We start from the raw sequence: 13,138 nt of genomic DNA, 5'->3' as shown, positions 1-13,138 counted from the left end.
TCTGAAAGCCCGCTTTCTTTTTGCTTACAAGCTGGCGGAGGCATTAGCATCAGGGCCGAAACCGAATCGCCCTTTCCAAGGACGTTTATCTCAGCTTCAAGTCGTGACACTCATTCCTCTTTTAACTCAACTATGACCATCAGACTCGAACAGTCATTAAATAAATAGCCCCGCCTGGTTCTCAGGCGGGGCTATATCTACTAAAGCTGATTAGGCTTGTTGCTTCATCCTGATAATATTTAAAGCAGCCCCTGCTTTAAACCACTCGATCTGTTGCTCATTGTACGTATGATTCACCTGGAAGGAATCCTGAGAACCGTCCGCATGGTGAAGGACCACTGTCAATTGTTTGCCGGGAGCAAAGTCTGTTAGTCCTTTTACGTCAATTGTATCATCCTCCTGAACCTTGTTGTAGTCTGCAGGATCAGCAAAAGTGATCGCCAGCATCCCTTGCTTTTTGAGGTTTGTTTCATGGATACGAGCAAAAGACTTGACGAGTATCACTCTAACACCTAAATGACGAGGTTCCATTGCTGCATGCTCACGGGACGAACCTTCACCGTAATTCTCATCACCAACTACAACCGTTCCGATACCAGCAGCTTTATAAGCTCTTTGGGTAGCTGGAACAGGACCATATTCGCCGGTTAATTGATTCTTAACATTATCCGTCTTATCATTGAAGAAGTTAACAGCTCCGATAAGCATGTTATTAGAGATGTTATCCAAGTGACCGCGGAACTTTAACCATGGACCAGCCATAGAGATGTGGTCTGTAGTACACTTACCTTTCGCTTTAATTAAAAGACGTAATCCGTGAAGATCAGTTCCTTCCCAGGCCGGAAAAGCATCTAATAACTGAAGGCGGCTTGATTGTGGATCTACAAGTACTTGTACCTTGCTTCCATCTTCTGCCGGCGCCTGATATCCTGCATCTTCAACAGCGTAACCTCTGGTTGGTCCTTCTAAACCTTGTGGTTCATCCAATTTTACAGCTTCGCCATTTTCGTTGATTAGCGTATCTGTTAATGGGTTGAAAGTAAGATCTCCCGCAATCGCAAAAGCAGTAACAATCTCCGGCGACGCTACGAACGCGTGCGTATTAGGGTTACCGTCGTTACGCTTAGCAAAGTTCCTGTTGAAAGAAGTAATGATAGAGTTTGGACGAGTAGGATCATCTGTGTGACGAGCCCACTGCCCAATACATGGGCCGCAAGCATTCGCTAATACCACACCCCCTATTTGATCGAAAGTATTCAGAAAGCCGTCACGCTCTACCGTGTAACGAACCAGCTCAGATCCTGGAGTAACAGTATATTCGGATTTAACTTTTAGTTTCTTATCCACGGCCTGCTGAGCAAGGGAAGCCGCACGTGATATATCTTCATATGAAGAGTTAGTACAAGAACCAATCAGCCCCACATCCAGTTTTGCAGGCCAGTTATGCTCCTTCACTGCAGTGGCGAATTTTGACAAAGGCCATGCAAGATCCGGAGTGAAAGGACCGTTGATGTGTGGCTCCAGTTCGGAAAGGTTGATTTCAATCACCTGATCAAAATACTGCTCAGGGTTAGCGTAAACTTCCTCATCACCTGTTAAATGTTCTTTTACCTGATTAGCTAAATCTGCGATATCTTCTCTGGCAGTACCGCGAAGATATGCTTCTGCTTTCTCATCGTACCCAAAAATTGATGTAGTTGCACCAATCTCGGCACCCATATTACAGATAGTAGCTTTACCAGTTGCAGAAAGCGAACGAGCACCTTCACCAAAATATTCAACGATTGCTCCGGTTCCTCCTTTAACGGTTAAGATGCCGGCAACTTTAAGGATAACGTCTTTCGCAGCGGTCCATCCTGAAAGTTTACCTGTTAGTTTCACGCCGATCAGCTTAGGAAACTTTAACTCCCATGCAAAACCAGCCATTACATCACAGGCATCAGCACCACCAACACCAATAGCGATCATACCCAAACCACCTGCGTTTGGAGTGTGTGAATCAGTTCCGATCATCATCCCACCTGGAAATGCATAATTTTCCAAAACAACCTGGTGAATGATACCAGCCCCCGGTTTCCAAAAGCCAATACCGTATTTGTTAGATACAGACGAAAGGAAATCGTACACTTCCTTATTAGTAGTGTTAGCGTGATCCAAATCCTCTTTCGCCCCAACTTTCGCCTGAATCAAGTGGTCACAATGCACTGTCGAAGGAACTGCTACCTGCGGGCGTCCGGCTTGCATAAACTGCAAAAGCGCCATCTGCGCCGTCGCGTCCTGCATCGCTACACGATCTGGTGCGAAGTCGACATACGAAGCTCCCCGCTTATAAGCCTGAGTAGCGTCCCCTTCCCATAAATGAGAATAAAGAATCTTTTCAGTTAGTGTTAGAGGTTTTCCTACAGCTTTTCTAGCAGCTTCGATGCGACCTGCTAAATTACTGTAGACCTTTTGGATCATTTCTATATCAAAAGCCATAAGATACTTGAATATTTAACAAAAGTATTAACTAGTGAGCAAACTTTAAAGCTGCCTTGCCAGAATAGAACGGTATGAGAACAGCATTACTACCGCCCTATTTCCGAAGAAAGGAACAAACAAAAAACCATCCTGTTTTGCAGGATGGTTTCTCAAATCTAAATATCTCTATTTATTTACGCGTCTACCGGCTAACTAATTCATTAGCAGCTTATGAGGAGGAGCAAATTTAGTCAGACTAATGCCGTCCACTGCGGTTTTATATTCAGCTATGGTAGGAGTTCTACCAAGAATTGTAGACAGAACCACAACCGGAGTAGATGAAAGCAAGGATTCTCCCTTCTTACCCTCGGCATCTTCTACAACACGTCCCTGGAAAAGACGAGTAGAAGTCGCCATCACCGTATCTCCTTTTGCTGCTTTTTCCTGGTTACCCATGCACAGGTTACAGCCTGGGCGCTCCAAATACAACATATTCTCGTACTCAGTACGCGGCGCCGACTTTGGTGCATTATCGTCAAACTCGAAGCCAGCGTATTTCTGCAACACATCCCAGTCGCCTTCTGCCTTCAATTCATCTACGATATTATAAGTTGGAGGTGCAACTACAAGCGGAGCCTTAAATTCAACCTTTCCTTGCTGCGCTTCTATGTTCTTAAGCATTTGAGCAAGGATTTTCATATCTCCCTTGTGGACCATACATGAGCCAACAAATCCAAGATCTACCTTTTTCTCTCCACCATAAAAAGAAAGCGGTCTGATGGTGTCGTGGGTATAGCGCTTAGAAACGTCAGCGTTATTTACATCTGGGTCGGCAATCATCGGCTCCGCGATAAGGTCAAGATCAACAACTACTTCAGCGTAATATTTTGCATTTGCATCCGGAGCAAGAGCCGGTTTTTCTCCTGATTTAATCTCGGCAATTCTCTTATCCGCTTTATTAATCAATCCCTGCAGCACCTGTTTCTCGTTGTCCATGCCCTTGTCGATCATGATCTGGATTCTTCCTTTGGCAATCTCTAATGATTCAATCAAGGTATCATCTTCAGAAATACAGATGGAAGCTTTAGCCTTCATCTCTGCAGTCCAGTCAGTAAAGGTGAATGCCTGGTCAGCCGTAAGCGTTCCGATATGCACCTCGATAACTCTGCCCTGGAACACGTTCTCACCACCGAACTTCTGAAGCATCTGCGCCTGCGTAGCGTGAACAACATCGCGGAAATCCATGTAATCCTTCATCTCACCCTTAAAGGTCACTTTCACTGATTCAGGGATTGGCATGGAAGCTTCACCCGTAGCTAGTGCAAGTGCAACTGTTCCTGAGTCGGCACCAAAAGCAACACCTTTAGACATTCTTGTATGAGAGTCACCTCCAATGATGATGGCCCACTCGTCTACAGTGATATCGTTAAGAACCTTGTGGATAACGTCCGTCATTGAATGATATTGGCCTTTCGGGTCACGAGCAGTGATCAGACCAAAGTCGTTCATGAACTTCATCAGCTTTGGAATATTTGCCTGAGCCTTTTTATCCCATACTGATGCAGTGTGACAGCCCGACTGATAGGCACCGTCAACGATAGGAGAAATAACTGTAGCAGCCATCGACTCCAATTCCTGAGCAGTCATAAGCCCTGTCGTGTCCTGCGAACCGACAATGTTAACCTGCACACGAACATCCGAACCAGCGTGTAACACTTTTCCTGAAGTGGTACCCACTGCATTTTTGTTGAATATTTTTTCTACCGCAGTAAGTCCTTGTCCTTCGTGAGAAATCTCTTTCGATGGTGCATATACAAGAGGAATTTCGATTTCAAGAAGTTTCGCTGCAAACGTTTGAAGCTTTTTACCAAATACTACTGCGTATGATCCGCCAGCTTTTATAAATTCCAGCTTTTGCGGAGTGAACGACCTGGAAATATCAATTAACTCCTGGTCGCCTTTATAAAGTTTCTTCGTCTTGGTGTTTATGGTAAGAACAGTGCCAGAAGCAACAGAATATACTTGTTCCAGGACAGGCTCACCATTTTCATCCCGAACAATATTACCGTTGGCATCTAATTTCTTCACCCAATTTTTAAGGTCGATTCCAATACCACCAGTAACATCAACAGTTGTAAGGAAAATTGGAGAAATACCATTTGTACCACCCACAATTGGAGCAATATTTACAAATGGAATGTATGGACTTGCGGGCTTACCAGTCCACAGCGCTACGTTATTTACTCCTGACATTCTTGATGAACCTACGCCCATCGTCCCTTTCTCGGCAATTAACATTACCTGCTTATCAGGATGCAATGCTTGCAAGGCCTTGATTTCCGCCTGAGCCTGCAGAGAGATCATACATTTACCATGAAGTTCACGGTCTGATCTTGAATGTGCCTGGTTACCAGGAGAAAGCAAATCGGTTGAAATATCTCCCTCGCCAGCAATATAGGTCACTACCTTAATTTCTTCAGGAACCTCTGGTAGCTTAGTAAAGAATTCAGCCTGGGCGTAGCTCTCAATAATTTCTTTCGCTATTGAATTGCCATTCTTGAAAGCTTCCTTCAATCGGTCTGTATCCGCATCATAGAGAAAAACTTGTGTTTTAAGGACGTTCGCCGCCTCTTTGGCGATTTCTATATTATCCCCCAGGGCCAAGTCAAGTAGCACTTGAATAGAAGGTCCACCCTTCATGTGTGATAAAAGTTCAAATGCGAAGGCAGGAGTAATCTCTTGGACAACAGATTGGCCAAGAATGATTTCCTTTAAAAACTTAGCCTTTACAGCAGCAGCCGGCGTGGTGCCTGGTAAAGTATTGTAAATAAAAAAATTAAGAGAATCTTCCCGATGTGAATTATTCTCGTCTTTGATTTGAGCAATAATTTCAGTCAGTAATTCCGCACCATCAATTGGCTTAGGATGAAGTCCCTGACTTTTCCGTTCTTCGATCTCGTTAATGTATTCGTAATACGTGTTCATAACAGAAGTGTTTTAACTATTGAAAGCATTATTGTAAAACGAGTCTTGAGTAAGACCACCCTTCTTTACATGCCTGCACACACTCCAAAGGCCCTATGTAAGCTAAACATCCTGACTTGCGACACGGTCAGGGGCACGTCGACATAAGAAGCACACTCAGGTGGGTTGTTTGGCATTTCTTCACCACAGATGATATAAAGAATTATCAGTAAAGCAGTGGCTTACCTCCAGTTTTGCCTGCCGCTACTTGACGACGAACAAGATTACTGTTGGCTTTCTAGACCTTTTCTACATCAAATGCCAATAGTATTGATTTTTATTTGTTAAAACTCCAAAAATCAACCTAATACGGCTGAGTTCAGGCGAAATTACAAAAAAAGCTTAAATGCGCAGACATAGAGTAATGTCATTTTTTATTTTGGACAATTTTAACCCGAAACACCGAGCGCTCAGCTCTATTTTTTATCTAAAGTGTCTCAAACCGATACCCGAGCTTGTGCCAGACAGCCAATGCCCTTGGAAGTACATATTCGAGGCGCTCAAAAGCTTTGATACTATCGTGAAAAACAATAATTGATCCCGGGCAGGCATGTTTAAGAACATTTTTAAGGCATTTTTCCGGAGAGAGATTGACGTCAAAATCCCCGCTTAAAACATCCCACATGATGATCTTTATCCCTGGCTGCTCCTCCTGCAGTTTAGAAACCTGACTTTTTTTTATTCTACCATAGGGTGGGCGAAAGTAATTAGTTTGTACAAGCTCCTGGCAACGTTGAAAATTCTCCAGGTACACATCATCATCTGTATCCCAGCCCCGGAGATGATTGAAGGTGTGATTTCCAATCAAATGACCTCCATCTATAACCGCCTGAAACACTTCAGGATGTTTGCGAATATTGTCGCCGATACAAAAAAAGGTGGCCTTTGCCTGATACTTTTCCAAGGCCTCGAGCACAAACGGCGTCACTTCAGGAATTGGCCCGTCGTCAAAAGTGAGGTAGATAACTTTTGATTCGGTTTTCTTTCTCCAAACCAACGAAGGGTAAATCCATCTTAAAACAAAAGGGGTTTTGACGAGGTACATATATTGAGAGCACAAAAATAAAGGACCAATACTAGGGCTAAACATATCAATATTATTCCTGTTTCCAGCCAGTATAGTAATTCTTTATAAGGCAAATCCGCTCCTGATAAATTTTTGTAAACTTGTGGATATTTTAATATCCGATCGATTTAATGGAGCAAACAGCTAAAATAGGAGTTATTGGTGGAGGCAGTTGGGCTACTGCAATCGTGAAAATGCTTTCCGATAACTTCCAGTCCAAAGACATTTATTGGTGGATGAGAAATAGCGAGACGGTTGAGCACCTGCAGCGATACAAGCACAACCCAAACTACCTCAGCTCGGTTGAAATTAAGGTTGCTCCTGAAAACATCACCAACGACCTTACCTCTGTTCTGGAAAAAGCTGACATGCTCCTTCTGAGCGTTCCGGCCGCATTCTTGAAAGGGGTTTTACAAGAGGTTGACCCGGCCTTATTCAAGGGCAAGAAAATAATTTCGGCGATAAAGGGGATCGTTCCCGATGAGAATATGATCATTGGAGAATTTATGAACGTGAGGTATGGCATTCCGTTGGACGACATTATTGTAATCAGTGGACCTTGTCATGCAGAAGAAGTGGCGCTCGAGAAACTTTCTTACCTGACCATCGCGTCACCCGACCTCGGATTAGCGGACATCTTCGCTAACCTTATCAGCACCCGATATATCAAAACCAACGTGTCGGATGACATCTATGGCACAGAATACGGAGCGGTACTGAAAAACATTTACGCGGTAGCCAGCGGAATCTGTCACGGCGTAGGCTACGGCGACAATTTTCAGGCTGTTCTTATCTCAAATGCAATTCGGGAAATCGAAGCCTTTGTCGCTGCCGTCCATCCTATCGACCGAGACATTAAAGAATCTGCTTATCTCGGGGATTTACTGGTGACAGCTTACTCGCAGTTTAGTAGAAACCGGACCTTTGGAAACATGATTGGAAAGGGTTACACTGTGAAGTCTGCGCAGTTGGAAATGAACATGATTGCAGAAGGCTACTATGCCGTGAACAGCCTGCATCAAATCAACAAGAATTACAAGGTGCACATGCCAATTTGCAGAGCCGTATACGCCATTCTGTATGAGAAGCATTCTCCGCATATCGAAATGCGCCTCCTCTCTGAACAGCTATCTTAATTTGCGAAAACTTCCTTCCAGTGATCTTGTTATTAATTGAAGGATGTAAATACTCTGTTCCTAAGAGCTTTACACCAGAAGCAAAAAGATCAGCTTATGAAGAAAGTAACGATATTAGGTTTAGTTGCCGGAGCAGCTGCGGCAACAGCCATTTTAGCTTATAGAAGAAAGGACGGAACAAGAGTTTCAGACGGACTAATGAGTTCAGCCAGAAATCTTGGAGGCCGATTATCCCAGTACGGGAACCAGTTGAAAGACCGTTTGCTGGGTAATGTGCATGGACCTCACGGGGAGGCGGTATATCTTGACATGTATGATCGTCAGTTCTACGAGGACGAAACCGGAAAGAGAGTGTACCTCGATAATGATTAGTTATACTGAACACCATAAACAAAAATGCCCCGGAAGTTCCGGGGCATTTTTTGTATAGTTCGTAAGATCGGTTACCAGCGCTTCCGGCGTTCGCCGCTTCCATTTCCACTTCTGGAGCTTCCGCTACGCTCTTCACGACGTTTTCCCGAAAAGTCCCGAAATCCTCCGCCACGGTTGCCGTCGCGTCTTCCTCCGCTTCTTTCACGGCTTCCTCCGCTGCGGCCACCACCATCGCGGTCACCTGCTAGCTCAACCCGAACACTTCTACCGTTGAAATCAACATCTTTAAAGTTCTGTTGTATCTGATCGGCTGAAGAATTCTCCACTTCGAAGAACGTATAAACACCCTTCAAATCAATCTTTCCGATAGCCTTGCCGCTGATCTTTCCATTGTTACAGATAAATCCTAACATGTCTCCACGAGTGAAATCGTCTACAGAACCAAGGTTGATGAAGAAACGGGTATAATCGCTTCTCATTCCACCTCTGGCAAACTTGTCAGATCTGTCGCCTCTTTCCTCATGAGCAGGAGCGTTCAAATCTGGTGCATCCTTATAGTATTCGAGGAACCTGTTGAACTCAAGCGAAGCAAAGCGTTTGATCACTTCCTCTTTACTTAAGTCCTTAAACTCATCCATAATACGAGGAATGTACTGCTCGATCTGCTCTTCGTTTACATCCACGTTATGAACTTTGTGAATCAATGCAAAAAGCTGCTTTTCACACACATCAAAGCCGTTAGGAATTTCAGCTTTAACAAACTTCTTACCGATCACCCGCTCAATCTGACGGATCTTTCCAAGCTCTTTTGAGTTTATGATAGAGATAGATACCCCGGTTTTACCAGCCCGTGCAGTACGACCGCTACGGTGGGTATAGTTCTCAATCTCATCAGGAAGGGAATAGTTAATTACGTGCGTAACGTCGTTTACGTCAATACCTCTTGCCGCTACGTCTGTTGCAATAAGAAGCTGTAAACTGCGCTCACGATAACGCTTCATTACCTTATCACGCTGTTGCTGAGACAAGTCGCCGTGCAACGAATCCGCATTGTATCCGTCTTTAATTAAGGCTTCTGCAATTTCCTGTGTTTCGATTTTTGTACGACAAAAAACGATACCGAAAATTTCAGGGTTGAAGTCTACAATACGTTTGAATGCAGCATATTTCTCGCGTGCACGCACCACATAGTACTCGTGGTCGATATTAGCGTTACCAGTATTCTTGGTTCCCACCGTTAATTCAAACGGGTTCTCCATGTATTTTTTGGCTATCCTGCGGACTTCAGCCGGCATCGTAGCAGAAAACAACCAGGTTTTCTTTTCTTCTGGAGTGGTAGAAAGAATCTGATCGATGTCTTCCTGAAAACCCATATTCAGCATCTCATCAGCTTCATCCAATACTACATACTGAACCTTACTAAAGTCGATTGCTTTACGGCCGATGATATCAATCATACGACCAGGAGTAGCCACTACAATTTGCACCCCTCTTTTTATCTGACGCAATTGGTCAGAAATACTTGCGCCGCCATACACGGCTACAATGTTTACATTTTTGATGTTCTTAGAGAAGTTCTTCAGATCGTTGGTAATCTGTAAACACAATTCTCTTGTTGGGCACAATACAAGTGCCTGTGGATAATTTTCTTCAAAGTCTAGTAATTCCAACAAAGGCAGGCCGAATGCTGCCGTTTTACCAGTTCCTGTTTGAGCTAATCCGACAAAATCGTTGCTGCCTGAAAGTAAAACCGGGATTGCTTGTTCCTGGATTGGTGTGGGATTTTCAAATCCCAGATCAGAGATGGCATTAACAATATCATGACGGATACCCAAGTTACTAAATGGGTTCATGATAATAATAAATCGCTTGGCTGTATTGCCGAGCCGGCGCAAAGGTACGCTTTATTTTTTGAATAAAAGTTTCAGCTAAACTATCTGTGCTTTAAAAACACTGATCTGACAATTAGCGTAGCCGATCAGCAGACTTTATCAACCGTTCGTCGTGGCGAATTCCTCTAAGAGCCAGAATTACAAAGAGAATTGCCAGAGAGGGTAAGATAACTCCTATACCATAATTCTGAAACTCTAGTTGCATATCTCCAATCACCGACTTCGCTGTTTGAACCATCCAAAAGCTAAAACCAATAATAGCTACGATCGCAATATAACAAATAGCAATCTGGCGTTTACGCTCTCGGTACATTGCAATAGCTGCCAGGGGAATCAAACCAAGGATCACAGTTGTAATCGTAAGCGCGGTAAAGCCTTGGGTCTGGACTACCTGTCCACCTATATTTTCATACACGCCGGTAACCTTAATGGCTTTTGGCGTTCCTGACGCATTTAATATTTGCAGAAAAGGGAACAGGAATAAACCGAAAATTATTAAGGATGCCAGGAATAGCCAAACAGTTTGTATACGTTGTATCATAATAGCTTGTTAAACATCGCAAATATAGAAAAGTGTTTTACAGCTGCTAAAATTTGCTGTCGATACCTAACTTTGAGCGTGCAACAACAACAAAGGCTTTTTCTGGAACTATCTTACAACGGAACCAACTATCACGGCTGGCAGATCCAACCGAACGCTGTAACAGTTCAGGAAGTGCTAGACAAAGCGCTGTCCACACTTTTCAGGGCAAAAGTAGAAACGGTAGGATGCGGAAGAACGGATACCGGTGTTCATGCTTCTCAATTTTTTGCTCATTTTGACCTTGAAGCAGAAGACTTGCTTGACCAACGCTTTCCGCAATATCTAAATAGTTTAAATGCCTTACTTCCTTTTGACATTGCAGTAAAACGCCTTTTCCGGGTCGCCTCTAATGCTCACGCCCGTTTTGATGCAACTCAGCGGAGCTATGAATATCATATTCATCATCAGAAAAACCCCTTCAAGCACAACTTTTCGTGGTTGATGAAAGACGACCTGGATACTGACGCTATGAACCTTGCCGCTTCCTTACTCTTCCAGTATACGGATTTCAGCTGCTTCAGTAAATCCCATACACAAGTATTCACCAACAATTGTAAGATCACAAGGGCTGAGTGGGTTGTAACTAATGACGGTCTTATTTTTCATGTTTCCGCCGATCGTTTCCTTCGTAATATGGTGCGGGCCATTGTTGGGACTTTAGTGGAGATTGGCAGGGGAAAAGCGGCGGTAGAATCTATCCACCAAATTATCGAAAGCAAAGACCGATCAAATGCAGGTACTTCAGTTCCTGCCTGCGGTTTATATCTTACCAAAATTGAATACCCCTACTTATGATTACGATAAGAATTGTAGAAGCTAGGGAGGTGTGGCCCCTGCGCCATATAGTGATGTATCCAGACATGGAGTTCGAGAGCATTAAGCTTCCTGAGGATGAGAAAGGTTATCACCTTGGTCTGTTTGAACATGAAACGCTGACCTCCGTTGTCTCTCTATTTAGTGATGGAACTGACTTGCAATTCCGGAAATTCGCTACCTATCAGGATTACCAGGGAAAAGGTTATGGCAGCAGCCTTCTTAACTATGTCATCGAGTATGCACAAAAGCAAAACTATTCAAAGATCTGGTGTAATGCTAGGGTAAACGCATCAGCTTTTTATCTGAAGTTCGGGTTTAAAATGACTGACAAAACCTTTTTTAAAGATGGGTTTGATTTCGTCATCATGGAAAAACTGCTTTAATTTATTGCGGGAACTAGGAGTTGAGCAGCCGGAACAGGAATACCACTTAGAGGAAACATTTTTGATTTTTTCGATTTATTGATAGAGGAATTATTACATTTCCCAATTATTAGACTTTATACAAACATTTTTTATGGCTGAAGATAAAGAAGTAAAGCACGTACCGGTAGTGACTCCGGATTCGCTTAAGTTTCTGGAAACTTATATTAACAATCCGTCTCCCACCGGCTACGAATGGGAAGGTCAAAAACTGTGGCTCGACTATATCAAGCCCTATATAGACGAGCACTATGTAGACAACTATGGAACTGCGGTGGGGGTAATAAATCCTGAAGCAGATTACAAGGTAGTGATTGAAGCGCACTCTGATGAGATCTCGTGGTTTGTAAATTACATCACGAAAGACGGTCTGATTTATGTAGTCAGAAATGGGGGATCAGACCATCAGATTGCTCCATCAAAACGAGTAAATATCCACACCGATAAAGGGATTGTAAAAGCAGTGTTTGGCTGGCCGGCGATTCATACCAGAAACGGGGAAAAGGAAGAAGCGCCGACGCTTAAAAACATTTTTCTCGACTGCGGATGTACATCAAAAGAAGAAGTTGAAGCTTTGGGCATTCACGTGGGATGCGTCATCACGTACGAGGACGAATTTATGGTACTAAACGACCGCTATTACGTAGGAAGAGCATTAGATAACCGTGTAGGTGGCTTTATGATTGCGGAAGTCGCACGTTTATTGAAAGAAAACAACAAAACACTTCCCTTCGGTTTGTACATCGTGAATGCGGTGCAGGAAGAGGTGGGTCTTCGGGGAGCAGAAATGATCGCTAATCGTATCAAGCCAAATGTAGCTATCATTACCGACGTGACTCACGATACGCAAACCCCCATGATCAACAAAGTGGTTCAAGGGGATTTGGCTAGTGGAAAAGGACCTGTTGTTTCTTATGCACCTTCCGTCCATACCGCTCTTAACAAACTCCTGATACAAGCAGCAGAGCAGGCAGAGATCCCGTTCCAGCGCCAGGCCTCTTCGCGCTGGACTGGCACCGATACCGATGCCTTTGCCTACTCGAATGATGGCGTAGTATCTGCACTTATTTCACTTCCGCTGCGTTATATGCATACCACTGTCGAAATGGTTCATAAAGAGGATGTGGATAACGTAATTCGTCTTATCTACGAATCACTGCTGAAGATTGAGGCGGGGCAGGACTTCCGATATATCAAATAAAAATTCCATTACAAGGAAATAAAGAGGAGAGCCTCTCGTTTTAATACCATAGGACTCTTAAAAATAAAAAGGCAGCGACATTCCCCTTCCGCTGCCTTTTTGCTTTTTTCAACCTGTTTCCTCCTTGCGCGGACTTCCATTTCTCTACTATCGTTGCCTCGTACTG

At 43.7% G+C, this 13,138-nt stretch carries 10 protein-coding genes; 5 read left to right on the top strand and 5 right to left on the bottom strand.

Annotated features, from left to right (window positions below; genetic code table 11):
- Positions 1-210: 210 nt before the first annotated feature.
- The 3 genes from J4N23_RS14165 to J4N23_RS14155 all read right to left on the bottom strand — a co-directional run bounded on the left by J4N23_RS14165 (position 211) and on the right by J4N23_RS14155 (position 6,529).
- The gene (locus tag J4N23_RS14165; RefSeq protein ID WP_207428229.1) at positions 211-2,478 is read right to left on the bottom strand and encodes an aconitate hydratase; all 2,268 of its coding nucleotides are present in this window, start codon (positions 2,476-2,478) and stop codon (positions 211-213) included.
- Positions 2,479-2,673: 195 nt separating this feature from the next.
- The gene (locus J4N23_RS14160; RefSeq protein ID WP_207428227.1) at positions 2,674-5,445 is read right to left on the bottom strand and encodes a bifunctional aconitate hydratase 2/2-methylisocitrate dehydratase; all 2,772 of its coding nucleotides are present in this window, start codon (positions 5,443-5,445) and stop codon (positions 2,674-2,676) included.
- A 466-nt stretch (positions 5,446-5,911) separates the two neighbouring features.
- The gene (locus J4N23_RS14155) at positions 5,912-6,529 is read right to left on the bottom strand and encodes a polysaccharide deacetylase family protein (RefSeq protein WP_207428226.1); all 618 of its coding nucleotides are present in this window, start codon (positions 6,527-6,529) and stop codon (positions 5,912-5,914) included.
- Between the two features lie 152 nt (positions 6,530-6,681).
- Between J4N23_RS14155 and J4N23_RS14150 the strand changes: the two genes are divergently transcribed.
- Complete coding sequence (locus J4N23_RS14150) at positions 6,682-7,686, top strand: NAD(P)H-dependent glycerol-3-phosphate dehydrogenase (protein ID WP_207428225.1); 1,005 nt, start codon at positions 6,682-6,684, stop codon at positions 7,684-7,686.
- A 96-nt stretch (positions 7,687-7,782) separates the two neighbouring features.
- A complete protein-coding gene (locus tag J4N23_RS14145; RefSeq protein WP_207428224.1) occupies positions 7,783-8,058 on the top strand; it encodes a hypothetical protein in 276 nt (91 codons plus the stop codon).
- A gap of 71 nt (positions 8,059-8,129) precedes the next feature.
- Here J4N23_RS14145 and J4N23_RS14140 read toward each other — a convergent pair whose 3' ends face one another.
- Both J4N23_RS14140 and J4N23_RS14135 read right to left on the bottom strand, forming a co-directional pair.
- The gene (locus J4N23_RS14140) at positions 8,130-9,911 is read right to left on the bottom strand and encodes a DEAD/DEAH box helicase (protein ID WP_207428223.1); all 1,782 of its coding nucleotides are present in this window, start codon (positions 9,909-9,911) and stop codon (positions 8,130-8,132) included.
- Positions 9,912-10,023: 112 nt separating this feature from the next.
- Complete coding sequence (locus J4N23_RS14135) at positions 10,024-10,491, bottom strand: DUF4293 domain-containing protein (RefSeq protein WP_207428222.1); 468 nt, start codon at positions 10,489-10,491, stop codon at positions 10,024-10,026.
- A 78-nt stretch (positions 10,492-10,569) separates the two neighbouring features.
- Here J4N23_RS14135 and truA point away from each other — a divergent pair, with 78 nt between their 5' ends.
- The 3 genes from truA (at position 10,570) to J4N23_RS14120 (ending at position 12,972) form a co-directional block, all read left to right on the top strand.
- On the top strand, positions 10,570-11,328 hold the full coding sequence (truA, locus tag J4N23_RS14130; RefSeq protein WP_207428221.1) for a tRNA pseudouridine(38-40) synthase TruA: 759 nt from the start codon (positions 10,570-10,572) through the stop codon (positions 11,326-11,328).
- On the top strand, positions 11,325-11,732 hold the full coding sequence (locus J4N23_RS14125; protein ID WP_207428220.1) for a GNAT family N-acetyltransferase: 408 nt from the start codon (positions 11,325-11,327) through the stop codon (positions 11,730-11,732). Before truA ends, J4N23_RS14125 begins: the two co-directional genes overlap by 4 nt.
- Positions 11,733-11,865: 133 nt before the next feature.
- Positions 11,866-12,972, top strand: coding sequence for a M42 family metallopeptidase (locus tag J4N23_RS14120; RefSeq protein ID WP_207428219.1), 1,107 nt, complete (start codon positions 11,866-11,868; stop codon positions 12,970-12,972).
- The last annotated feature ends 166 nt before the right edge of the window (positions 12,973-13,138 follow it).

Source organism: Pedobacter sp. SYSU D00535 (assembly GCF_017355855.1).
Taxonomy (GTDB): Bacteria; Bacteroidota; Bacteroidia; order Sphingobacteriales; family Sphingobacteriaceae; genus Desertivirga.
The sequence above is the reverse complement of the archived record's forward strand: the minus strand, read 5'-3'. Positions and strand labels throughout refer to the sequence as shown.

Excerpts from the sequence above, each read along its gene's own strand:
- J4N23_RS14160 (WP_207428227.1), bottom strand. The coding sequence starts at position 5,445 with ATGAACACGTATTACGAATACATTAACGAGATCGAAGAACGGAAAAGT.
- J4N23_RS14165 (WP_207428229.1), bottom strand. The coding sequence starts at position 2,478 with ATGGCTTTTGATATAGAAATGATCCAAAAGGTCTACAGTAATTTAGCA.
- J4N23_RS14145 (WP_207428224.1), top strand. The coding sequence starts at position 7,783 with ATGAAGAAAGTAACGATATTAGGTTTAGTTGCCGGAGCAGCTGCGGCA.
- J4N23_RS14135 (WP_207428222.1), bottom strand. The coding sequence starts at position 10,491 with ATGATACAACGTATACAAACTGTTTGGCTATTCCTGGCATCCTTAATA.
- J4N23_RS14125 (WP_207428220.1), top strand. The coding sequence starts at position 11,325 with ATGATTACGATAAGAATTGTAGAAGCTAGGGAGGTGTGGCCCCTGCGC.
- J4N23_RS14150 (WP_207428225.1), top strand. The coding sequence starts at position 6,682 with ATGGAGCAAACAGCTAAAATAGGAGTTATTGGTGGAGGCAGTTGGGCT.
- J4N23_RS14140 (WP_207428223.1), bottom strand. The coding sequence starts at position 9,911 with ATGAACCCATTTAGTAACTTGGGTATCCGTCATGATATTGTTAATGCC.
- J4N23_RS14120 (WP_207428219.1), top strand. The coding sequence starts at position 11,866 with ATGGCTGAAGATAAAGAAGTAAAGCACGTACCGGTAGTGACTCCGGAT.
- J4N23_RS14155 (WP_207428226.1), bottom strand. The coding sequence starts at position 6,529 with ATGTACCTCGTCAAAACCCCTTTTGTTTTAAGATGGATTTACCCTTCG.